Genomic DNA, 23272 nt, shown 5'->3' with positions numbered 1-23272 from the left:
TCGACGCGGTGACTAGCGTTCGCATACCGGACTCTGCGTAACGAATGTCGAACACCGAACACCCAGGAGCTGTGCATGCCGTACTACCGGGCCGTCGGGCAGTACCCCGCCAAGCGGCACGTCGCGTTCTCGTTGGACGACGGCACCCCGTGCTTCGAGGAGTTCATCGGCGAGGAGGGCTTCTCCAGCACCGGCTCGCTGCTCTACCACCGGCACGTGCCCTCCGCGCTCGTCGGCTCCCGCGACTGGGACCTCGGCGACCAGACGCTGGTGCCCAACACCCCGCTGCTGCCCCGGCACTTCCGGGTGCCCGACGCCTTCGACGACGTACGACGTGCCGACGCCGTGCGCGGACGCCGGCTCGTGCTCGGCAACGCCGACGTGCGGATCTCCTACGTCGCGGCCGAGGTCGACTCCCCGCTCTACTCCAACGGGGTCGGCGACGAGATCGTCTTCGTGGAGTCCGGCGCGGCGGTGCTGGAGAGCATCTTCGGCCGGATCGAGGTCCGCCAGGGCGACAACGTGGTGATCCCGCGCGTCACCATCCACCGCTGGCTGCCCGTCGACGTCGACACGCTCGGCCCGCTGCGGCTGCTGTGCGTGGAGGCCAGCGGCCACGTCACACCGCCGGACAAGCACCGCTCGCGCTACGGCCAGTTCCTCGAGGGCTCGCCGATGACCGAGCGGGACTTCCGGGTGCCCCAGGGGCCGCTGCTGGCCGACGAGGCGATCGCCGGCGAGGACACCGACGTCTACGTCAAGCACCGCGCGCCCGGCACCCCGAGCGGCCTGCACGGCTCGGTGGTCACCTACGACCACCACCCGTTCGACGTGGTCGGCTGGGACGGCCAGCTCTACCCGTACGCGTTCAACTACCGCGACTTCGCGCCGGTCGTGGGCGCCTACCTGCAGCCGCCGCCGACCTACCAGGTGTTCTCCGGCAGCGGGTTCGTGGTGTGCAACTTCGTGCCGCGCCCGCTGGAGTTCGGCCCGGATGCGATCAAGGTGCCGTACTACCACTCCAACGTGGACTCCGACGAGGTGATGTTCTACTTCGCCGGGGAGACCGCGGCCCGCAAGGGCTCCGGCATCCGCACCGGGTCGATCAGCCTGCACCCCGCGGCCTACACGCACGGCCCGCGCCGCCAGGCCTACCTGGACTCCCCCGGCCTGAGCGAGCCGAACGAGATGGCGTTCATGGTCGACACGTTCGCCCCGCTGGCGGTCGGCGAGGCCGGCCGCGCCACCGACGACCCGTCGTACCCGTGGAGCTGGAGCGACAAGCCGCACGCCGGGGGCCGGCAGTGAGCACCGGGTACGTCCGCGAGGAGCCGTTCGTGCGGCTGCCGGTGGTGCTGCACACCGAGAGCCAGCCGAGCGTGCGCGAGACCTACGGCTTCACCGGCGGGCACGGCACCGTCCTGGAGGGCCAGCTGCTCCGCCCACCAGGCAGCACGCCGAGCACGACCAGCACGCCGGGTGCGCGGACGGTGTTCGTCTTCATGCACCCCACCTCGACGCTCAACCTGCTGCCGATGCCCACGGCGCTGGCCGCGCGCGGGCACCACGTGCTGTGCGCGTCGAGCCGCTATCCCAAGAACGACTCCGCGCTGATCCTGGAGAAGGTCGTGCTCGACCTGGGCTCCTGGGTGCGCTGGGCGAAGCAGGACGCCGGCTACGAGCGGGTGGTGCTGGTCGGCTGGTCCGGCGGCGGCTCGCTGTCGTTGCTCTACCAGGCCGAGGCGCTGGACCCGACGATCACGCACACCCCCGCCGGCGACCCCGTCGACGTGGCCGGCGCCGGCCTGGTCCCGGCGGACGCGATCGTGTTCATCGCCGCGCACCTGTCCCGGGCGGAGACGCTGACGGAGTGGATGGACCCCTCGGTGCTGGACGAGGCGGACCCCTCCCGCCGCGACCCCGAGCTCGACATCTACGCCGACGACGCGGTGCACACCCCGCCGTACTCGCCCGACTTCGTGGCGGCCTTCCGCGCCGCCCAGCGGGCCCGCAACCGGCGGATCACCGACTGGGCGCTGGAGCGGCTGGACGCGCTGCGCAACGACCCGGGCCCGGAGCAGGAGCGCCCGTTCCTGGTGCACCGCACGATGTGTGACGTGCGCTGGCTGGACCCGGCGGTCGACCCGAACGACCGCCGGCCGGGCTGGTGCTACCTGGGCGACCCGCGGACCGCGAACGTCGGCCCGGTCGGCCTGGCCCGCTACACCACGCTGCGCTCGTGGCTGAGCCAGTGGAGCCTGGAGGAGTCCCGGGCCTCGGGGGCCCGTAACGCCGCCCGGATCACCGGCACCCCGGTGCTGCAGATCGAGAACTCCGCCGACGACGCCGTACCGGCCACGCACAACCCGACCGTGGCGGCGGCGCTGGCGACCGAGGATGCGACGTACGAGGTGATCGCGGGGGCGACGCACTACTACGTCGACCAGCCCGAGCACCTGGCGCGATGCCTGGAGCTGATCGAGAACTGGGCCGAGGCCCGGGGACTCATCGGTCCGTGAGGCGCGGCGCCCTCACTAGGATCCGGACATGGCCGCGGCAGAGACCTCCCAGACGTTCAGCCGCGGGCTCGACGTGCTGCAGCTGCTGGCCAGCTCGCCGCACGGGCGGACGCCCTCGCAGCTGGCCGCCGAGCTCGGCCTGTCCCGGACGATCATCTACCGGCTCGTGGCGACCCTGGTCGAGCACCGGCTGGTACGACGCGCCCCGGACGGCACGGTCAGCATGGCCGCCGGCGCGCTGGCGCTGACCCAGCACGTGCTGGGTTCGGTGCGCGAGTCGACGCGGGTCGCGCTGGCCGACCTGGCCCGCGAGGCCGGCGCCACCGCGCACTTCTCGATCCTCGACGGCGAGGACATCCTCGCGGTGGCGGTGGAGGAGCCCCCCTTCACCACCTTCCACGTCTCCTACCGGGTCGGGGCGCGCACCCCGCGCGACCGGGGCGCACTGGGGGTGGCGATCGCCGCCGCGGCCCGCGGCGAGGAGGGGATGTTCGAGAGCGAGGGCCAGCTCGTGCCGGGTGCGCACGGCATCGTCGTCTCGCTGCCCCGGGTCCCGGGCCCGCCCGCCGCGCTGGGCCTGGTCACCCTCGCCGGCCAGGAGAGCGCCGCGATGCGCCAGGCGCTGCGCACGGCCGCCGCGCGGCTGGCCGCCGAGCTGGGCTGAGGCTCCGCCTCACCCGCCTCGGCACCCGCCTCGGCGCACCCGGGGCCCTGCCTGGCGACATCGGTCACGAGTTGTCCGATAATCGGCGAGCGGTACCCAACATGCGAACTTGTCGCTACGCTGCGGGTCACGTGACCTAGACCACAGGAGCTGCTCGTGTCCGACTACACCTCCACCGCCCTGGCCGACGGCGCCCAGGCGCCCACCCAGCTTCCGCCGCGACAGCTGTGGATCGGAGGCCGGTGGCGCGACGCCGCCGGCGGGGCGACGTACGTCTCGGAGAACCCGGTCGACGGCTCGGCGATCTGCGAGGTCGCCGCGGCCACCGCCGCCGACGTCGACGACGCGGTGCGCGCCGCGCAGCACGCCTTCGAGCACAGCGGCTGGAAGGAGCTCGGCGGCGCCGAGCGGGGACGGATCCTGTTCCGTGCGGCCGACCTGATCGAGAAGGAGACGCAGTACCTCTCCGCGGTCGAGACCCTCGAGGTCGGCAAGCTCTACAAGGACGGCGTCTTCGGCGACATCCCCGCCGTGCTCGCCACCTTCCGGTACTACGCCGGGTTCGCCGACAAGCTGCACGGCTCCACCGTCCAGCTGCCCGACTACGCGGGCCGGCACCGGCTGAACTACACGCTGCGCGAGCCGCTGGGCGTGATCGGCGCGATCACGCCGTGGAACAACCCGATCGTGGTCGCCGGCTGGAAGATCGCCCCGGCCCTGGCCGCCGGCAACACCGTGGTGATCAAGCCGCCGGAGGACGCGGCGCTCTCCATCCTGCGCCTAGCGGAGATCCTGGCCGAGGCGGGCGTGCCGGACGGCGTGTTCAACGTGGTGCCCGGCCTCGGCGAGGTCGCCGGCGCCGCGCTCGCGCAGCACCCGGGCCTGGCGAAGCTGACCTTCACCGGCAGCCCCGAGGTGGGCGCGTTGATGCCGACCCACGCCGGCGGCCAGTTCCGCAAGGTCACCCTCGAGCTGGGTGGCAAGAACCCGCAGATCGTCTACCCCGACGCCAACCTCGACGGCGCGATGCCGTTCATCGCGGTCGGCAACTTCCTGCACCAGGGCCAGGTCTGCGCGGCCGGCACCCGGGTCTACGTGCACGAGCGCCTCGTCGACGAGGTCGCCGACCGCCTGGTGGACCACGCCAAGCAGATCACCCTGGGCGACCCGTACGACGCGAGCGTCGGCATGGGCCCGGTGATCAACGCCAAGCAGCACCAGCGCATCGGCGGCTACCTCGGCCTCGGCGTCGAGCAGGGTGCGGAGCTGCTCACCGGCGGCTCGCTCGTGGACCGCCCGGGCTACTACGTCGAGCCCACGGTGTTCATCGGCAGCCAGGACCAGCGGATCGCCCGCGAGGAGATCTTCGGCCCGGTCGCCACGATCATCCCGTTCTCCGACGCCGACGACGTGCTGGCGCTGGCCAACGACAGCACCTTCGGCCTCAACGCGATCATCTACACCGAGGACCTGCACCGCGCCCAGGTCGCCGCCCGCGACCTGCGGGTCGGCAACGTGTGGATCAACGCCTTCGGCATCCCGGACATGACCACGCCGTGGGGCGGGCGGGCCGGCAGCGGCGTCGGGCGCGAGCTCGGCCCGGCCGGCATCGAGTGCTACACCGAGGAGAAGACCGTCCAGATGATGTTCTGACGCCTGCCGCGCAGGCGTCTGCGGACATCTCGAGGGTCATCTCGGGGGACATCTGGAGGCTGTCGGGCGTCCCGGCCGTCGGCTACCCGCTTCGGGCGATGCCGACGGCCGGGACGCCGACGACGATGCTGACATGGCTCCCACCCGGCGCCGGCGTGCCGCCGTCGGTGTCCTCCTGCTTCCCCTCCTGCTGCTGACGTTCGCCCAGTGCACCGCTGTGGTCGAGGAGGCGGAGCCGGTCGCGCCCGTCCTGTCGGGCGCGGTGCCGATCGCGGCAGCGGTGCGCTCGGAGCCGTTCGGCGTGCGGCTGGAGGTGCAGGTGCGCTTCGGCGAGGACCGGGTCGTCACCGGCGCCCGGCTGCACTGGGCCGGCGGCTCCGCCGACGTCGTACGACGTGTGCCGGGGCCCGACGCCGAGCCGGCCGACGGCGACCTCGACCTGCAGGCGGGCACCCCGATGCTGCTGGCCGGCACCGTGCTCGCGCCGTGCCCGGACCTGCCGACCCCGGTGGTGTTCGAGGTGGACTCCACGGAGGGCGGGACGCGCCGCACCGACCGGTTCGTCGCCGAGGAGACGGAGGCGCTCACGAGCGCGTTCGAGCGGTGGTGCCGGCAGCCGGCGAGCGTGCGGTTCGCCCGGTCGGAGGTGACCCGCGACGGCGACTACACGGTCGTCCTGGACGTGGTGAACCCCGGCCCGGTGGCGGCGATCGTCACCTTCGCCGGCACCAGCATCGCCGACACGACGTGGGAGCCGGCGTTCCTGGTGGTGGAGGCGGGCACCCGTCGGGTGCTGCGGCTGCGCGGCCACGGACCGCCCGGGTGCCTGGCGGTGCCGCCCGCGGGCGGCGGACGCCTGCGGATCGACGACCGGACGGTCCAGCTCCCCGACTGGTGCTGAGCCCGGGAGCGCTCCCTCGGGGCCGTCGTACGCTCGAAGAGTGAGCACCACACCCACCACCTCCCTCACTACCCTGCAGGCCCGTTTCGCCACCGAGCTGCCCGAGCTGGCGCGCGTCTGGCAGGCCGACGAGGCGCCCGCGCCGCGGCTGCTGGTGCTCAACGAGCCGCTGGCCGCGGAGCTCGGCCTGGACGCCGAGGAGCTGCGCGGGGCCGAAGGGCTGGGGCTGCTGACCGGCACCCTGCCACCCAAGGGCGCCCACCCGGTGGCGCAGGCCTACGCCGGCCACCAGTTCGGCGGGTTCGCTCGCCTCGGCGACGGCCGGGCGCTGCTGCTGGGCGAGTTGACCGACACCGCCGGGCGCCTGCGCGACCTGCACCTGAAGGGCTCGGGACGCACGCCGTACGCCCGGGGCGGGGACGGGCTGGCCGCGGTCGGCCCGATGCTGCGGGAGTTCATCGTCAGCGAGGCGATGCACGCCCTCGGCATCCCGACCACCCGGTCGCTGGCGGTGGTGGCGACGGGGCGCGACGTGTACCGGGAGAGCGTGCTGCCGGGCGCGGTGCTGGCGCGGGTGGCGAGCAGCCACCTGCGGGTGGGCACCTTCCAGCTGGTCGCGGCGCTCGGCGACGACGCGCTGCTGCGGCGGCTGGCCGACCACGCGATCGCCCGGCACCACCCGGCGGCCGCCAAGGACCCGCAGCCCTACCTGGCGCTCTACCGCGCGGTGATCGCGGCGCAGGCGGAGCTGATCGCGCAGTGGATGCTGGTCGGTTTCGTGCACGGGGTGATGAACACCGACAACATGACGATCTCCGGGGAGACCATCGACTACGGCCCGTGCGCCTTCCTGGAGGCGTTCGACCCCGGCACCGTGTTCAGCTCGATCGACACCGGCGGGCGCTACGCCTACGCCAACCAGCCGCCGATCGGCGCCTGGAACCTGGCCCGCTTCGGCGAGACCCTGCTGCCGCTGCTCGCAGACTCCCCCGACGAGGCAGTGGAGCTGGCCACCGCGGCGCTGGACGGGTTCGGCGAGGCCTACAACGCGGCGTGGTCCGCGGGGATCCGCGCGAAGCTCGGCCTCGGCACCGTCGGGGACGCCGCGGACGGACCGTCGGTCGAGGCCGTGGACGAGCTCGCCGGCGAGCTGCTGGGCCTGCTGCGCGCCAGCCACGTCGAGCACACCTCGTTCTGGCGGGAGCTGGCCACCGCGGCCCGCGGTGACGCCGAGCCGGTGCGCGGCCGGTTCCTCGACCTGCCGGCGATCGACGCCTGGCTGGAGCGGTGGCGGGCGCTGGGCCCGGACCCGGACGCGATGGACGCGGTCAACCCGCTCTACATCCCGCGCAACCACCTCGTCGAGGAGGCGCTGGACGCCGCCACCGGCGGGGACCTGGTGCCGCTGCTTGGCCTGCTGGACGCGGTCCGGTCGCCCTACGTCGAGCGGCCCGGGCTGGAGCGCTACGCCGAGCCGGCACCCGAGGACTTCGGGAAGTACATGACCTTCTGCGGCACCTGAGCCGCTGGCCCGCACGCCTTTCAAGATGGCTGTGGGACGGCTGCGCGAGCGGTGAGCGGGTACCGCACCGGGTATGAAGATCCTCCGCACCGCCGCCAGCATCGGCATCGCCAAGAAGCTCTACGACGAGGCCCGCAAGCCGCAGAACCAGGCCCGGATCAAGGCCGGGGTGGGCAAGCTGCGCAACCGCGGCGGCGGGCAGCGGGCCAAGCGCTGAGCCACCCGCCGCGTTGCCTGCCGCTGCGGGTGGCCGGGGTCAGCGGAGCTCGAGGCGCTGGTCGCGGTTGCTGTCCTCGACCAGCATGAGGATGCCGGCGATGAGGTTGCAGAACACCAGCGTGCACACGCCGAGGGCGGTGTGCTTGCGCCGGTCGCGGGCCGCCTTGTGGATGCAGATGGTCATCGGGACGTACCAGGCCGCCGCGATGATCCCGAAGCCGCACGTGGCGGCGGTCAGCGACGCGAGGGTGATCCAGTTGAGGATCGCGGCGGCGACGTAGAGGCCGCTGGACGGCGGCGGCTGCTGGCGTGACCAGGGCTGCTGTGCCGGCCAGGGCTGCTGCCCCGGCGGCGAGTAGCGGGCGTAGACGGCCGGCATGTACACCGGCTCGTCGGGCCGCGGCCCGGGTCCACCGTGGTCGTAGCCGTTCTTGCGCTGTCCTGCGTCCTCGGGCCGTTGCCACGGCGGCTCCGGTTGCTGGCTCACCCTTACGACGCTAGCCACCGTCGGGCCTCCGGTCACCGGCGTGCGCCCGAATACCGTAAATCTGCTGACGCCCTGAGACGGCGGGCTCAGCGGCGGAAGCTGCTCCAGGGGTCCGTGCCCACCTCGTCCAGCAGCCGGTGCTGCAGCCGCTCGGCCTCGGCGTCAACCGTCCGGGTCGTCGCCATGATGACCCGCACCGCCGCCACCCAGATCCCGACGCCGACGAGTGCGATGAGGACCGCGATAACCGCACCTCCGCCCTCGGCCGCCACGAGCCCCGCCACCCCGGTGAGCAGGGCAGCAACGACGACGTACAGCGCGTTGAAGACGTTGATCCAGCCGAAGTGCACGTGCCCCTCGACGAGGGTGCCGCCGTCGGCAGGGGTCAGCGTCGCCTTCAGCACCGGTGTGGGCGTCCGCGTCGCCGGCACCTCCAGGCGGATCCGCTCCCCGCTCACCCGCAGCCGCGCGCTCCCCGGCCCGCGGCGACGGTCCCGCGCCGATCGTTCGATCTCCGCAGGCGTCACCTCCGGTACGACGAACCGGACCGCCCTCTTCCCCACCATGTGCAGATCCTGTCGTCGGGGAGGGGACGGGACAAAGCGCTGGGGGTCAGGGCCCGCTCGTCGGCGTACGCACCGCAGCGAGGAACCCGAAGACCGCTCCCGCTGCCGCGCCGATCCCGAGCCCGTAGGCGAGCGACGTCGCCACGTCGTCGGTCATGAACCCGAACACCAGGCCTCCGACGACACCGACCATCGTGCACAGCCCGATGGCGCGAAGAGCGTTGACGAGGATGCGGGTCAGGTCGTTCATGTCCCGCGAGTACCCGAGCTCCGTTCCTCGGATACCGGCATCGAGTCCCGCATGAATCAGACAAGCTCGGTCGGGATGCCTTACATTCGGCGACACCAGATTAGCCACGCTGAGGTCGGCCGCAGCCTAGAGTCCCAAGTGTGACTGGCTCCCCCGCCCCGAATTTCCTCGGCCTTCTCTTGCTGCCCGTTCTCGCGCTTACGGCGTGCAGCGGTTCAGACGAGGCCGCCAGCCCCGACGGGGACGGGGCGCAGTCGCAGTCTTCGCCAAATCCCTCTGAAACGTCTGATCCCACGGCGCCCGCATCGCCTTCGCCCGCCGACATTGCGCTTGCCGAAGCGGCGCTGTTAACGCTGAGCGACTTCCCGGCGGGCTGGGAATCTGTCCCTCAGCCAGAAGAGGATGGGGACGACACGAAGGAAAGGGAGAAGATCGCGAACTGCGTCGGAGTCAGTTACGACACCCTCTACTCCGATGCCAACGCCGAAGCCGAGTCACCAGACTTCACCAACGAGGACGACGAGACGGTTTCCGTCCGCGTTGTCGTCGACACCGACGAGAGTACGACGATCGAGAACTTCGGGATTGTCGCCAGCCCCAAGTATCGCGAATGCGTGAGCAAGTACATGGGCGAAGCAGTGGAGGAATCCATGAAGGACCAGAAGGACGGGAAGGTCGGCAACCTCTCACTGAACGAAGTCTCTTTGGGAAACCACGGCGACCAGACAGTTGCATTCCGCGTCACCATCCCGATTGAGGTTCAGGGGTTCAACCTCGAAGCAACCGGAGATTTCGCGCTCGTTCGAGTCGGCCGCGCGCTGACGAACGTCAGCGGCATGCGGTTCGATGTCGGCTCAATGACGACAGACGACTTCGTGAAGTTCGTAGAGACTGCGACCAAGCGACTGCAAGCTGCGCTGACCGCCAACCCCTAAAGGGGATCGGCGTCAACGAGCAAGCCGGTGTTCACACAGGGGTGGGGATGGTCCGCAGTCGGTTCCGTGGCGAGATCGTCGGCGTCGGCGGCGACAGCGGCGTTCGGATCGTCGTCGGTCGCTGGCCGTCGTCACCGCTGGGGAGCTTCGCGGACGTCATGGTGGAGTCGGCCGACGGACACCGCGTGCTGCTGGCGCCGAGCGCCGAGGTCGCGGAGTTCGTGGCGGCGACGTACTCCTTCGACAGCGTGCGTCTGGAGGACGTGCGAGTCGACGTCACGCCCGGACACTGGTCAGTGCGGTCGCCGTCCCTGCAGCTCGATGTCGCGTTCGGGAGCCGGACGCTCCTGGGCCGGCTGCTGCGACTGGTGCCCGCCCGGATCGCGGAGAGCCCGGCGTGGTGCACGCTGACCGACCCGGTGGCGCGCGTCGTGCTGCGCGGCGTGCGCACCCGCGGCAGCGCGCGCGGGGGTCGCCGCGAGTGGTACGGCGCCACCGACCACCGCGCCGTCACCGGCCTGTCCGGGTCCTTCGATGCCACCGACCTCGGCGGGCTGGAGCCCGTGCTGCCGTCGCCGCGCTTCGGCTTCTCCTCCACCCCCGCCAGGCCCTCTCTCACCCAGGTGGTCACCACCGTCGAGTGGTGAGCGCGGCCACCGGCGGGACCAGACGACGGACCCCCGCCACCAGCCGGTGACGGGGGTCCGCTGCTCAGGAAGGCTGCAGGCGGCGCTCAGCGCTTGACCCGCACGACCTTCACCTTGGACGAGGCGACGTACCGCTGGGTGTCCTTGGGCGTGAGCCGGACCGTGACGACCGCCAACCCGTTGGCCCGCCGCGGCAGCTTGCCGAGCCGGACGGTGGCCTTGCGGCCCTGGCGCACCGTGACCGTGCGGGTGAGGGTCTTGCCGGCGACGCGCACGCTCACCCGCACCTTCCCGCTCACGCTGGGCCGTACGACGACCGCGGCGCGCCGGTTCGCCCGGGCGACCGTCTTGCCCACGCTCACCTTGGACGCGACCTTGCGATCGGGAGCAGCAGGCAGCCCGGTCACCCGCACCGAGATGGGCGCGGAGTGCACCGTGCGGGTGCCGGCGGTGACGGCGACGCGGTAGGCGAAGCGGGCGGTGCCGGCCCGCAGGTCCTCGAGCACCAGCGTGGACTTGTCCTGGTTGACGATGTCGGTCCAGGCGTCCTTGCCGACCGGGGTGCGCTGCCACTGGTAGGACAGCGGACCCTCACCGCGAGCGGTCACGGACAGGGTCAGGGTGTCGCCCGCGCGGCCCTCGATCGAGGTCGGGGACTGCTCGACGATCTCCGGCGCCGGGGTGAGGTCCTCGAACTCGGGGATGGGGGCGCCGGCCTCGGTGACGACCTTGCGGCCGTCGTCGTGCTTGGTGACCACGAACTCGTCCCACACCCCACCGACAGGGACGTCGGTGGTGGCCGAGGCGGTGCGCTCGGCGATGTAGGAGGTGTAGTGCAGCTGGTCGTCGGTGACCTTCACGACGGCGAAGCTGGAGAAGTCCTCGCCCTTGCGGACCTGGGTGGCGCCGTTGTTGGTCCACACGTTCTTGGCGTCGGTCTCCAGGTTGTAGTGCTTGGCACCGGAGTTCTGCACGATGTAGACGGGGCCGTCGGTCACGCCGTCGACGCCGGTCCGGTCGTCGTTGTTGTAGCCGCGGGCGTAGACGTGGTCGTGGCCCATCTGCACCAGGTCGATGTTGTGCTTCTGGAAGACCGGCACCCAGGCGTTGCGCAGGTGGGGCTCGTTGCGGCCGGCGGAGGCGGAGTAGACCGGCTGGTGGAAGGTGACCACGTTCCACTTCGACGGGGAGTCGCTGAGGATGTGGTCGAGCCAGGCGGCCTGGTACTCCACCCACAGCGCCGCGACGCCTGCCGAGGGGCAGTCGGCGCCGCTGCACGCGGGCAGGTTGTCGGGCTTGAGGAAGGTGGAGTCGGTGGTGGCGTTGATGGTGATGAACCGGACGCCCTGGTAGTCGCTGTAGTAGACGGTCTCGTGGGCGAAGTTCGACCAGTGGTCGAAGTACGCCTGGTACTGCCGCGCGACGTCGGTGTCGCCGACCGCACGCTGGGCGAGGTCGCCGATGGTGGCGGTGTTCGGCTGGTTGTCGGGGTACTCGAAGTGCGCCTTCCACGACTGCAGCAGCCGGTCGCCGGAGTACTCGTGGTTGCCGGGCGCGGCGAAGATGTTGGTCGTCGCGGCGGACTCCTCCATGCCCTTGAACCAGTTGGACCACTGGGTGTCGTTGCTGGAGGTGTCGATCAGGTCGCCGGCGTGCACGGAGCCGATGGAGTCGGGTGCCTTCTCCTGGGCGAGCTCCACGACCGAGGGCCAGGTGGAGTCGAGCCCGATCTGCGCGTCGCCGTAGTAGACGTACTCGAACTCGTCGACGTCCGGGTCGGCGGTGGTGAAGCTCTTCCACTCGCTCCATGCGTCGGCGTTGCCGACGCGGTAGGTGTATTCGGTGCCGGGCTTCAGGCCGCGGACGGTGGCGGAGAAGTGCGGGTTGGCCTGGTTGACCGCGGTGCCCTGGCTGGCCGCGTTGACCGTGCGGACCGCGCCGTCGCCGACACGCAGCTGCACCTTGCCGGTGCTGACGTCGGGGGCGCCCGCGAGCCAGGTGAAGCTCTGCGAGGTCTCGGGCGCATCGGTGGGGGTGAGGATGACGCGGCTGGGCGCACCGACCTCCGGGCCCGCGGGCGGCGGGGGCAGCTCGCCGCCGAGGTGGTCGAGGGAGAACCAGATGTCGGAGCTGCTCGCCCGGTCCTGGTGCAGCCGTACGGCGATCGTGTTGGCACCGGCGCGGAACCGCTCGGCGGGGATCGTGAAGGCGAGCTCTGCCCCGAACCCGGTCTGGTAGGCGACGTTCGGCGTGCCCGCCTCGACGTTGTGGCGCTGGACCTCGACGCCGTTGACGAAGATGACCGCGCCGTCGTCGACGTAGCCGTCGAAGCGGATGTCCTCGCCGGTCGCGAGGTGCTCGGGGGTGACCTGGACGTCTGCGCGGAAGAAGTACGTCGGGATGTTGTCGCCGCCGCCGGGCCGCATCGGTAGCACCGTCCGGGCGACCATCCCGCTGTCGAAGTTGGGCGTCTCGACGTCGGCCCACTTCGCACCGAAGCCGCCCTTGCCGCTCGGCCAGGCGGAGTCGTCGTACCCGGGCTGCGCCCAGGCGTTGGGGTCGCCGGTCGGGGACGGGTCGACGCCGGTGGCGAGGTAGCGCCACGTGGTCTCGGAGTCGGCGAGCGGAGCGAAGTACGTCGGCTCGGCGGCCGCCGCCTGCTCAGCGGCGGGCGTGCTGGCGGGCGCGGCGTTCGCGACGCTGCCAGCGGTGATCGGGTTGAGGCAGCCGACGGCCGCCACGGCGACAGCCATCGACGCCAGGGAGATGCGCCGAGGACCCATCCGGCCCAGGGTGTTCTTCATCTGGATTCCTCTCGATTCATGCACACGGCGTGCACGGCGAGACCAGTCAGTCGGAGCCGGGTGAACGGGGCGCTGTCGAGGGGGCACGGGACGTCGGCGGTGAGGTGACGTCTGGGCGAACACTCGTCGGTCCCCTCGGGCGGAGGGTGTGGTGACCAGCCGGTGACCAGGGGGCTATCCCGCCGCAATGAACGGGCCCGAGGATGACGGCCATGGCATCCACTCTCGGGACCCTCGATCCTGCCCACCCACGACGCCGGCAGCTCGGCTCGCCGTACGCCGCGACCTCGGTCGCCGTCGTCGCCGTCGTCGTCAGCCTGCTCGCCGCGCTGGTGGTGCTGCGGCCCGCCCCGGCCGACGCGGCCTCGCCGATCACCGTCGCCAGCGCGATCTCCAGCAACTCCGGCACCCAGACCGTGCGCGGGTACGTCGTCGGGCAGCCGACGGCGACCAACACCGTGGTCACCAGCAACTACCCCAACGACTACGCACTCGCGATCGCCGACTCGGCGACGGAGACCAGCACCTCGCGGATGCTCTACATCCAGATCCCCTCGGCGCACCGGTCCGCCTGGGGGCTGCGCAGCAACCCGGACCTGAAGGGCGTGCGGATCGACGTCACCGGCAGCCTGGGCGCCTACTTCTCCCACGCCGGGATGACCGGCACCACGGCGTTCGCACTCGCCTCCGGTTCGACGCCCGCCCCGACCCCGACCGCCACGCCGACCAGCCCGACGCCGACGGCCGACCCCGGCAGCTACTACGCCCCGGTTGCCGGCAAGACCGGCGCCGCCCTGCATGACGCGCTCCACGACCTGATCGACGAGCAGACCAAGATCTCCTACTCCACCGTCTGGGACGCGCTGAAGGTCACCGACGCCGACCCGGCCAACTCCGCGAACGTGCTCACCTTCTACTCCGGCGTCTCGATGCCGAAGTCGGCCAACGGCGGCAACACCGGGAACTGGAACCGTGAGCACGTCTGGCCCCAGAGCCACGGCGACTTCGGCACCTCGATCGGCCCGGGCACCGACCTGCACCACCTGCGCCCCGAGGTCGTCTCGGTGAACAGCACCCGCAGCAACAAGGACTTCGACAACGGCGGCTCCGCGGTCTCCGGCTGCCCCGACTGCTGGACCGACTCCGACTCCTTCGAGCCCCGCGACGCCGTCAAGGGCGACGTCGCGCGGATGGTCTTCTACATGGCGGTCCGCTACGAGGGCGACGACGGCTTCGCCGACCTCGAGGTCAACGACACCGTCAACGGCACCACGCGCTACCTCGGTCGGCTCTCGGTGCTGAAAGCCTGGCACCAGTCCGACCCGCCGGACGCGCGCGAGCGGCAGCGCAACGAGGTCATCTACACGACCTACCAGCGCAACCGGAACCCGTTCATCGACCACCCGGAGTGGGTCGCCTCGATCTGGGGGTCCTGACTGAGGGTGTCCTGTTCGTTCAGGTGCTCTCGGCGGTTCGCCGGGCTGGCATGGCCTGAGCTGTTCCAGCGGCCTGACCGATGAGCAGTCGGCCCTGTTCGAACCCCGGCTCCTACGCCCTCGTGGTGGCGCCCGCGCGGCACCGGTCGGCTGGGGATGGTCAAGGCGAGCTCGGCGCCGAAGCCGGTCTGATCTCAAGTGGCGGTTCGCAATAGGTAAGTGCGGGCGTCGCCATACACCCACGCGACGGATTCGTTCGCCCGACCTGATCATTTGAACTCGGCTTGCTTCAGTCTGGCGGCGATCCCGGCTCTATCGCGGCGAAGTGACGCTGATGCCTGGCCGCGCGAACTGCTGCTCTCTGTCGGCTCTGGCGGCTACGGTCGAAGCATGCGAGCGCGACGGTCCGACCCACCCCGCCCTCCGTGGCGGGGGTTGGTCACGGATTGGAGCCACGATGGCTCACTCACCTCATCGGCAGCACAAGGGTTGTCCGCTCTGTAAGCCTCACAAGAACCGGCGCGCTGGCCGCGCTGTTCGTGAGCCCTGGGCCGTTCTTCGGAAGGTCGGCAAGCGTCGGCGCGTCAGTCGGGGCGACCTCGGCGACAGTGATGACAGGTAGCGCAGTATCTGACGCGGCCGCGTGGCGCTTGAGTCTCGAAACGACCGTTCGCAGTGCTCGGCCTTGTAAGACAGGTCCGACGGCCTTTCGACCGGGGTTAGCGAACCAACCGACGGAACATCGTCCACCAATGGAGTTTGTCCGCGAACGGCATCGTCGCATGCGCCCCGCTGCTGTTCGGGACGACGAACACTCGACTGGGACCGATCGCCCACGGCTGCTCGCCGAGACCGACCTCCTTTGGGCGTCCAAGGCCAAGCTGGCGTGAGGCAGCCCGCCCGGCGGTCAATCCGTTGAACGCGACCCACTGCGGTGCAGCCGCGATGATGTGGCCGGCCACCGTCGGCGCTCCACCGAAGTCAAGGCCGCGGTCGTGACTCTGGGCGACGGTCTTGACGAGGTCGGTAATGCCGACGCCAAAGGAGGGGAGTGAGGCGTCGTCCTCGGGGGTGAGGCGGAAGGGAGTGAAGCCGGACTCGTGGAGGAGCTGCCAGAACTTGTTGCCTCTACCCGAGTAGTAGTGACCGCGCTCCGCGGAAGCCGTAGCAACCGCTGTCCCGCAGAACACGACGCTTAGCCCAGGGCGAAGGAGATCAGGTAGCACCCAGCCCATTGTTGCCGAGGACCGGTGCTCACGCGGCGGATAGACGCACTCACCGCGGCATGAGCGGGCGGGCCCGCAGGGTGGCATGGGCATCACTCCGTTGGCGAAGTAGCACTTCGCGGCGACGTTCGTCCGGTTTCAAACTGCCCGCGCGGCGACGGCGGCGTACTTCCGACCCGGGCGCTTTGCGAACTCCCGTTGTAGGCGCTCCACCTCGGCGAATCCAGCCTCGGTAACGCGTCGCACCATCAGGTCACACGGCCAGCGGTACGCGGTGTGGACAGCGTGGTCGAACGAGGCGACCTCGTCGTCACTGTCAAAGAACCCGAGGACCAGCGTGCCGGACGGGGCAAGGAGGCGGCGGAACTCGGCGAGCACGCCGTCCAGGTCTGCCGGGGGAACGTGGATCGTTGAGTACCAACTGAGGATGCCTGCTATGGAGTTGGCCGCTAGGTTCAGGTCGGTCATTGAGTCCAGTCGGAATTCCGGGCCGGGATGGTTGGCGCGAGCATGGCTGATGAACTCCGGCACCACGTCAATGCCGGTGACTTGGACGCCGCGCTGGTGCAGATCGGCAGTCCAGTGCCCGGGTCCGCAGCCGAGGTCGAGCACGGGGCCTTCGCTACCGGCGAGGTGCCGCCGGATGAACGTCGCGTCGGCCTTGTCCGCGTCCCAGTCCCCGTCGAACAGGTCGACGTACTGCTGCGATTTCGACGAGTAGGCGTCGCGCACCGAGCGGAGATCCACGACGGCAGGCTAACGGCCCGCCACCGAAAAGTTCCTCATGCCGTTACCCGACTCTCGGCATGAGAGTGCGCTTCCAGCACACGCTGATAGGCGGCGAAAAGACGCACCTCGTCTCGAAGTGGCGCGGCAGAAGCCATTAGATTCGGGCGCTTGCGACTTACGACCGTGGCGTAATCGGGTACGCCTCATCGAAAGGGCGAGCACGTCCAGCCCGATGGGCCTGAGGGCACGAGTACCCGATCAACTCGCCAGTGACGCCGCAAGGCGGACGTAGGGCTCAGGCATCGATTCGTGTTTGGAGCGGACAACGGGCCGGGCGTGGTAGTTGTACTCGTGCCACTCGGCCTCCCAGTTGGTGGGCTCTTGGGGTTCGTCACATGTGCTCCGATGGAGGTGGGATGAGGATTCCGGCTGCTGTTCTGGCCGAGGTGGACTACCGCGCGGCGGTGATCGACGAGCTGACCGCACGTAACCGCTACCTACCCCCACCGCTGGCAGACCGCGCGCTCCTCGGCCACCTCGAGGACCTGGTCGGTCGGCTCCAGGCCCGCATGCGTCGTGACTTTCACCCGGCACCGCAGGACAGCGTGCTGGCGCGCAAGGCTGCGAGGGGATCACGTCCGCTGCCGTACGTCGCGCTCGAGGATCGGTTCATCTATCGGGCATTGGTGAACGTGGTCGTAGGCCGACTGCCCGTGATTCCTGACCGCGGTGACTACGACGAGTTCGCTCACAGCCCACTGGAAGTCGAGGGCTGCAACTACGTTCTCAAGGCCGACGTTGCCGCCTACTACCAGTACATCGACCACGAGAGACTGATAGATGAGGTTGTCGCCCAGACCGGTGACGACCTGGCCATCACCGCGGTGGTGGAGTTGCTACAGGGTGGTACTGGTCGCCAGTTTGGGCTGCCTCAGATGAACGACCGCTCCGACGTGCTTGGTGACTTGTACGTCGACCCGATCCGTCGCAGTCTCGTGCGTCGCGGCTACGCGGCCGCCCGCTACGCCGACGACTTCCGTGTCGCCTGCGCCGACTACAACGAGGCGCTGGAGGCTCTTGAACACATCGAGCGGTCAGCGTTCGAGCTCGGGCTTGTCCTAAACGAGGCGAAGACCGGCACGCCGGGTAGGGAAACCTACGAGGATTCCCGGACCGAGGTTAGGCGCGCCGAGCAGCGTCTCTTCGACGAGCAAGCCATACAAGGCATCACTATCGAGGAGTTCTTCGCATCGGTCGCTGGGGTCTATTCCGACGACGACGACGAGGACCTCGTCGACGTTGTCATAGACGACGTCACCGAGGAGTCACGCAGGCTGCCCGGCATCGAACATGACGAGAGCGACTCGACGGAGGAGTCTGCGGCCAGGCTCGAGCCGACCAGCGACCAGCTCGACGTCGCGGCGCGGGTAGTCAGCATCTGGCGCGATGAGGAGGCCAGGGACGACTATGGGTGGGGGTCGCACATCTGGTCGACCCTGTTGCGTAAGTCCCTGGCCACGTTGGAGACAGGTCGAGATAACCGCGCGGTCAACGCCGCCATTGCACTCCTGGTCCACGAACCACACCTCACCCCGCAGGTATGCAACTACTTGATCGCAGTCGGCAGGGACGATGCGGCGCTGGTTCACGGTGTCCTTAACGAGTTGTGTGGACGCGACCGCAACATCGTCAGCATCTGGCAGTCGCTGTGGGTTGCCTACCTCGCGGGGTCGGTGTCCGACGGGACGCGTCGACGCCAGCGCCACATTGCGTGGTTGAAGGACCAGGTCGACGGAGCCCACGACGCGGTTTCAGCGCAGGCTGCTCTCGCCCTTGCTCGTAGGCGCCAGCTAACCGTCGACCTCGGCGCACGCGCATATGACCGCGCTCCGGAGTCGCACAGGCTGACCGCCGCCTTAGCCCTGGCAGCGGCCCGGGAAGCGAACGGGGTCGAGGAGGTCGCCGCCGACCAGGTCGAACGTTGGCTGGCGGAATGGGCGCGGAAGCAGACATGGGGGACTCGGCGCCGTGTCGTCCGAAGAACCCGGCTGGTTGCTGACGGACCGTCATGACCACGTCGTCAAAGCCGGGCGCACCCACGGCGAGCCTCGCCGGCTTGTCCGTGGTCTCCGTGGCGTGCGAGCACTCTCGGCGCCAGCTCATGGTCGCTTTGGCTCAGCATCGTCGCGCCGAGGCGGCACTGGAGTCCCACGTGTTCATCGGTGGGAGACTCAAGGTCCTGCCTCCTGGGTCCATGCAGGCCCAACACCGTCGAGAGGGTGTCCTCGTGCGGTGCGTGACAATCGTCGAGTCCTTTGTCGCTGGCCAGCTCGTCGTGCGGCTGGCGCCTCAGGCACCGTCCCCTCGTGCCGCGTTGGTCGAGAAGCTCTACGCCGAGTTCGAAGACAAGGGCACAGGGTCATGGCTCGCGATGGACGAGTACTTCACGAAGTATGTAAAGAAGGACATCAAGATCAGGAACGGTGCCTCGCCGTTCGCCCAGGTTGGCCCCATCATCGAAGCCCGGAACGCGCTCGTTCACGGGTTGGGACGCTTCACAGCGCGTCAAGTGCGGGGCAAGGGTCTGCAACAGACCAAGCAGCGCCTCAAGGTGCTGAAGTTCGGCTTTACGCCGGACGAGCTTGGTGTTCTCGTCACTCCTGCCGCTATCGAGGAGTCTGTGACCGCGCTACGCGCCTACCTTGAGTGGGTCGACGGCGAACTGAGCGATCACGCCCCGCTCTGAGGTGCGGCACCAGCCTGGATGGACTCGGATCGATTGGCGACAGCGCCGCGGAACGAACCTGTGACTCGTGCTTGCTCGTGGTTGTCGGCGTGGCGACGAAGGTCGTCGAGTTGGCGGTGACGCACCAATCCTGAACACCGGGGCCGGTACGGCGGCACCGGCGCAATCATGCGACTACCGCGTGATGACCTCCTCCAACCTAAGGGGATTGGCTCGATCCCGGTGAAACGCCAAAAGACGTGCCGCGCATGGTGTGAGATGTGTTCGCCAAGAATGGCTGAGACGGGGGCGAAGGTGAGTGTTGAGGACGGCGGCCGGCGTAGCCGGCGGGGATTCGCGTATCAGGACGCGGTCACGCTCATGGAGTGCCTGAACCTCGGAACCCTCTACACCTCGGTCGGTTTCGAAGCCGAAGACGACATCATCTGCACGCTAGACGACCGCATCATCTATCGCCAAGTGAAGACGCGCGAGAACGCCGAAGCACACAGTGCCGCACGGGTGTGCCGACCCGAAGTCAAGGGCAAGGTCGAGACCAGCATTCTGGGACGACTATTTAGCGGTAAGGACGAGCCGGTAGGCGAGGTCACCTTCTGCGTCGTGCTGAACGAACCGCCCGCGCAAACCCTCTGGGGGTTCAAACACGAGGGACCGTGCGGAACGACACTAGCCGATCAGAAGTCTCGCCAAGACGTAGCAAACAAGCTCACCGCCCTGCCCTTGCCCGACTGGGCACCAGACATCGACTTCCTTGTCGAACGCCTCGAAGTGCAGGTCCTTCCGCGTACTGCGGATGACCTCGAGAAGGACATCATCGGCCTGCTGGAGGACCCTGTCACCAAACAGATAGGCCAGAAGCCGCTCCTCGATGAGCTTGCCAAGATCGCCGAGTTGCTCCTGAGCAAGGTCGCGCGTGAAGCGCGCCGACGCGTTGCTCGTTCCTGGACGGCAGGCGAGTTCTGGAAGATGTTCGCGGACGTTGTAACGCAGGCGACCGGGGAGTCGGCCAACGGCACCCTGCCTCTCGTCCCACTCGCTGAAAAACTGGATGCGGCTGGTCTTGATGATGAGGAGATACAACGTTCGTTCCAGGAACTGGAGTCACTCAGGCGAAAGATCCGATCGGCGATCGGGGCAGAGAAGGTCCGATACAAGGAACTGAACCGCGAGGTATTCGCGATCTGCCAGCGCGTCGCAGCCCATCGTCGCGCCGGAAAGGTCCAGCCAGGGCCAGCAGCGTTCAGCGCCGTAGTCGATGCCCTCGACACTGATATTGATGGCACGCTAGGGACAAGCGCCGACAGAATGGCAACGCTCTCTGACGTGACCTACCGCTGTCAGAACCGGTACGTGTGATGTCAGCGGGCATCGGCCCCGATGTCGTACCGCCGCTTCACGAACCGTGGGATCCGGACGACAGCATTGACTTCCACGCGGCGCGGCTCCTAGTGCTGCTGCGCCGGTGCGGAACGGGGACAAAGCCCGGCATAGACGGGCGAACGAAGCTAGCCAAACTCGACTTCCTACTACGCTATCCAGCATTCCTCGAGCGGGCCCTCGACCACCTGCGTGACATCGGTGCCAGTACTACGGAGTGGACGGCAACCGGCGCGGAGATTGAAGCGCCGATGATTCGGTACCGCTACGGACCTTGGGACCCCAGGTACCGACAGTTTCTCGCATTCCTGCTCTCGAGGAAGCTGATCACCATCACCACCGCGAAGCCGGAAAGGGTCCAGTTGACGGCCGCGGGTCGTCGCGCAGCTGACGACCTCAGCGGCCGGGCGTCCTTCCAGCCGCTGCTGAATCGCTGTGCGGCCATGACCCCCGACCTGAGCACGATGACAGGCACTGAACTGAAGGACCTCGTCTACGACCTTTTCCCGAACGAGGTCGGCGACCTGCCCTACTGGACGGAGATCCGACCATGACCGAGCCCCAACGGCCGGCTGTTCTGGCCCCACTGCGCCTTGAGCGCGGACTGCGCATCCTCGAAGTCGAACTCATCGAAAACACCGGGGTCGTTGAGTCCTACGACTTCTCAAAGACACCTATGACGGTGATTACCGGTGAACCGAACAGCTCGAAGACCACGACCCTAAAAATCATCGACTACTGCCTCGGGAAGGAAAAGAGCCCAGCAGCCGCTATGGGGTCAGCCATCGAAGAGAAGTATTCGGCGGTCGCGATCACCATCGCCATCAACGGCGATAAGCACCGTCTTGCTCGTGACTTCGCGCAGGGTCTCAAGTCGAAGGTGACTATTGACGACAACCTTCCCATCGACGCGAGCGACCTTAGTCCTTGGCTGATGGGCAAACTCGGGTGGCCGCTTCTAGAGGTCCCGCTCGGGAGGAACCCTCTGACGGCAACCCAAAAGGTACCCCTGACCTTTCGCTCGCCGTTACGTCATATGTACCGGCGTGAAGACTCGTGGACGGAGTTCGCGACGAAGGAGCGGCAGTTCCTTCGGAGCGCGGTCATCAGCTTGTTTCTGGGCTTTGCGCCGAACCGATACGAGACTGCCGAGTTCGAGCTCGGTGAGGCACAACGTGCACTCGCGGCAGCCCAGGCGGTCCATCGGGACGTGGCGGAGTCCGCGCACACTGTGGTGGGTGACCTCAGCAAGCAGCTCGGGCTGCCGCCGATTCTGAATGCGGCATCCATCGATCGCGTACGCGATCAACTCGCTGCGACCCTCAGGCAGACGGAGGGTCAGCGCGACGGCATCAGTGAGCTCGCCCGACAAGCCGTGCATGGCGACGGTGCGCCGGGGCTCGATCGCGAACTTCCGACACGCCTCGCCGCTGCTTCACAGCAGGTCGATCGGACGACCTCCCGAGCATCCCAGCTCGCCGTAATCCTCGAGGAATTTGGATTCTCTCGCCGGACCGCTCGGGGCGAAATTGAGCGTCTGCAGCGGCTCTCGGACTCGGTCGATGTATTCGGCGACCTACCCGTGCGGTTGTGCCCCGCCTGCGAACAGAAGATCGACCCGCGGCACCAGCACGCTACTGACGACTGCTATCTATGCCGCCAGCCAGTGACCGATGATCGTCGTCAACGCCGCGCCGACCGTGAGATCCGCGCCCTGGAGACGGAGATCGAGGACCTCAATCACGCAATCGAGCGTACCGCGGTCGATCTGGAGCGGGCCCGCGCGGCCGAGCGAGACGCCAAAGCGCTGCGGGAAGACCTTGCGGCCGAGCTGCACGACGAGCGGTTTGCGCTTCTCGCCCCGTTCGTGGGCCCACTGGAAGACACGTCGCGCCAGATCGGACGCCTTCAGCAGCAGCTCGCCGCGCTACCAGCCCTTGAGTCGATCCTCCTGCGTGAGGAGAACGCATCGAATGCTGTGGACGACGCGCTCGCCGAGGTGACTCGGCTCGAGGCGCTGGCAACACAGGAAGCGGCGGCACGGTCAGATGCCCAGCGAAACTGCAGCGCACTTGCGGATCGAATGAATGAATTTCTCGTTGCGTTTAATGGGCGCGGGTGGATCGGGCAACAAGTGACGATCACCGCAGACGATCTCACTTTCTATGTCGGCACCAGGCCTTGGGATGAGAGTTTGGGAGCTGAGGCCAAGGTGCTCTTCTTCCTCGCGTACACCTACGGCCTCGTGAGATTGAGCGGGGCCAACGATTCGTCATTCTGCGTGCCAGGCGTGGTGATCCTCGACAACCCCTATCAGCACGGACTGAGTCCCGCAATCGTCGCCGAAGCCATCAGTCGCATCGGTAACGAGGCGGTTAGGCTTGGCGCCCAGGTAATCGTCACGCAAGTCGGCCCCAGTGAATCGATCACGGCGCCGCACAGCGTGGTGCGCATGCCGCATATCTACGCGGCTGATCCCTCGCCGCGCGGTTAGGGGTCTCAAGCTGCTCAAGGGGTATGGGAAGACGGGCGCCGACCAAGAAGCGCGCCGAAGTGCTGGCGCTGCCACCTCGTCAATCTCCGCCGCTTCA

General features: G+C 68.7%; 21 protein-coding genes. 15 read left to right on the top strand and 6 right to left on the bottom strand.

Annotated elements, in window-relative coordinates:
- Positions 1-75 precede the first annotated feature (75 nt).
- The 7 genes from KG111_RS00775 (at position 76) to KG111_RS00745 (ending at position 7476) form a co-directional block, all read left to right on the top strand.
- Complete coding sequence (locus tag KG111_RS00775) at positions 76-1308, top strand: homogentisate 1,2-dioxygenase (protein WP_205293091.1); 1233 nt, start codon at positions 76-78, stop codon at positions 1306-1308.
- Positions 1305-2519: an alpha/beta hydrolase family protein gene (locus KG111_RS00770; protein WP_205293090.1), complete on the top strand. Its 1215-nt coding sequence runs from the start codon at positions 1305-1307 to the stop codon at positions 2517-2519. The genes KG111_RS00775 and KG111_RS00770 overlap by 4 nt, the downstream gene beginning before the upstream one ends.
- A gap of 28 nt (positions 2520-2547) precedes the next feature.
- Positions 2548-3183: a helix-turn-helix domain-containing protein gene (locus tag KG111_RS00765; protein WP_205293089.1), complete on the top strand. Its 636-nt coding sequence runs from the start codon at positions 2548-2550 to the stop codon at positions 3181-3183.
- Between the two features lie 156 nt (positions 3184-3339).
- Entirely contained in the window at positions 3340-4836 is a 1497-nt protein-coding gene (locus tag KG111_RS00760; protein WP_205293088.1) for an aldehyde dehydrogenase family protein, read from the top strand.
- A gap of 133 nt (positions 4837-4969) precedes the next feature.
- Entirely contained in the window at positions 4970-5737 is a 768-nt protein-coding gene (locus KG111_RS00755) for a hypothetical protein (RefSeq protein WP_205293087.1), read from the top strand.
- Between the two features lie 40 nt (positions 5738-5777).
- Positions 5778-7259 carry a protein adenylyltransferase SelO gene (locus KG111_RS00750; RefSeq protein WP_205293086.1) on the top strand — a complete coding sequence of 494 codons (1482 nt, stop codon included), beginning with the start codon at positions 5778-5780 and terminating at the stop codon, positions 7257-7259.
- Between the two features lie 73 nt (positions 7260-7332).
- Positions 7333-7476, top strand: a complete 144-nt coding sequence (locus KG111_RS00745; protein WP_205293085.1) for a hypothetical protein — start codon at positions 7333-7335, stop codon at positions 7474-7476.
- A 39-nt stretch (positions 7477-7515) separates the two neighbouring features.
- On the opposite strand, the gene KG111_RS00740 is transcribed toward KG111_RS00745, so the two are convergent.
- The 3 genes from KG111_RS00740 to KG111_RS00730 form a co-directional block, all read right to left on the bottom strand.
- Positions 7516-7965 carry a hypothetical protein gene (locus tag KG111_RS00740; protein WP_205293084.1) on the bottom strand — a complete coding sequence of 150 codons (450 nt, stop codon included), beginning with the start codon at positions 7963-7965 and terminating at the stop codon, positions 7516-7518.
- An 86-nt stretch (positions 7966-8051) separates the two neighbouring features.
- Positions 8052-8531, bottom strand: coding sequence for a hypothetical protein (locus KG111_RS00735; RefSeq protein WP_205293083.1), 480 nt, complete (start codon positions 8529-8531; stop codon positions 8052-8054).
- Positions 8532-8577: 46 nt separating this feature from the next.
- Entirely contained in the window at positions 8578-8781 is a 204-nt protein-coding gene (locus tag KG111_RS00730; protein WP_205293082.1) for a hypothetical protein, read from the bottom strand.
- Positions 8782-8921: 140 nt separating this feature from the next.
- Between KG111_RS00730 and KG111_RS00725 the strand changes: the two genes are divergently transcribed.
- Both KG111_RS00725 and KG111_RS00720 read left to right on the top strand, forming a co-directional pair.
- A complete protein-coding gene (locus KG111_RS00725; protein ID WP_205293081.1) occupies positions 8922-9716 on the top strand; it encodes a hypothetical protein in 795 nt (264 codons plus the stop codon).
- Between the two features lie 47 nt (positions 9717-9763).
- Positions 9764-10363, top strand: coding sequence for a hypothetical protein (locus KG111_RS00720; RefSeq protein ID WP_205293080.1), 600 nt, complete (start codon positions 9764-9766; stop codon positions 10361-10363).
- 86 nt (positions 10364-10449) lie between these two features.
- Here the strand turns inward: KG111_RS00720 and KG111_RS00715 are convergent, their stop codons facing one another.
- Positions 10450-13167, bottom strand: coding sequence for a purple acid phosphatase family protein (locus KG111_RS00715; RefSeq protein ID WP_205293079.1), 2718 nt, complete (start codon positions 13165-13167; stop codon positions 10450-10452).
- A gap of 212 nt (positions 13168-13379) precedes the next feature.
- Here KG111_RS00715 and KG111_RS00710 point away from each other — a divergent pair, with 212 nt between their 5' ends.
- The gene (locus KG111_RS00710) at positions 13380-14603 is read left to right on the top strand and encodes an endonuclease (protein ID WP_205293078.1); all 1224 of its coding nucleotides are present in this window, start codon (positions 13380-13382) and stop codon (positions 14601-14603) included.
- A gap of 719 nt (positions 14604-15322) precedes the next feature.
- On the opposite strand, the gene KG111_RS00705 is transcribed toward KG111_RS00710, so the two are convergent.
- Both KG111_RS00705 and KG111_RS00700 read right to left on the bottom strand, forming a co-directional pair.
- On the bottom strand, positions 15323-15829 hold the full coding sequence (locus KG111_RS00705) for a mismatch-specific DNA-glycosylase (RefSeq protein WP_205293077.1): 507 nt from the start codon (positions 15827-15829) through the stop codon (positions 15323-15325).
- Between the two features lie 138 nt (positions 15830-15967).
- Positions 15968-16576 (bottom strand): class I SAM-dependent methyltransferase, encoded by a 609-nt coding sequence (locus tag KG111_RS00700; RefSeq protein ID WP_213450017.1) that lies wholly within the window; start codon positions 16574-16576, stop codon positions 15968-15970.
- 398 nt (positions 16577-16974) lie between these two features.
- Here KG111_RS00700 and KG111_RS00695 point away from each other — a divergent pair, with 398 nt between their 5' ends.
- The 5 genes from KG111_RS00695 (at position 16975) to KG111_RS00675 (ending at position 23175) form a co-directional block, all read left to right on the top strand.
- The gene (locus KG111_RS00695; protein ID WP_205291124.1) at positions 16975-18630 is read left to right on the top strand and encodes an RNA-directed DNA polymerase; all 1656 of its coding nucleotides are present in this window, start codon (positions 16975-16977) and stop codon (positions 18628-18630) included.
- Between the two features lie 224 nt (positions 18631-18854).
- Complete coding sequence (locus KG111_RS00690; protein WP_205291125.1) at positions 18855-19304, top strand: hypothetical protein; 450 nt, start codon at positions 18855-18857, stop codon at positions 19302-19304.
- Positions 19305-19598: 294 nt separating this feature from the next.
- The gene (locus KG111_RS00685) at positions 19599-20660 is read left to right on the top strand and encodes a dsDNA nuclease domain-containing protein (protein ID WP_205291126.1); all 1062 of its coding nucleotides are present in this window, start codon (positions 19599-19601) and stop codon (positions 20658-20660) included.
- The gene (locus KG111_RS00680; protein WP_205291127.1) at positions 20660-21235 is read left to right on the top strand and encodes a hypothetical protein; all 576 of its coding nucleotides are present in this window, start codon (positions 20660-20662) and stop codon (positions 21233-21235) included. The genes KG111_RS00685 and KG111_RS00680 overlap by 1 nt, the downstream gene beginning before the upstream one ends.
- The gene (locus tag KG111_RS00675) at positions 21232-23175 is read left to right on the top strand and encodes a hypothetical protein (protein WP_205291128.1); all 1944 of its coding nucleotides are present in this window, start codon (positions 21232-21234) and stop codon (positions 23173-23175) included. Before KG111_RS00680 ends, KG111_RS00675 begins: the two co-directional genes overlap by 4 nt.
- Positions 23176-23272 lie beyond the last annotated feature (97 nt).

This window comes from Nocardioides faecalis (genome assembly GCF_018388425.1).
GTDB lineage: Bacteria > Actinomycetota > Actinomycetes > Propionibacteriales > Nocardioidaceae > Nocardioides > Nocardioides faecalis.
This window is presented reverse-complemented; position numbering and strand designations above follow the sequence as displayed.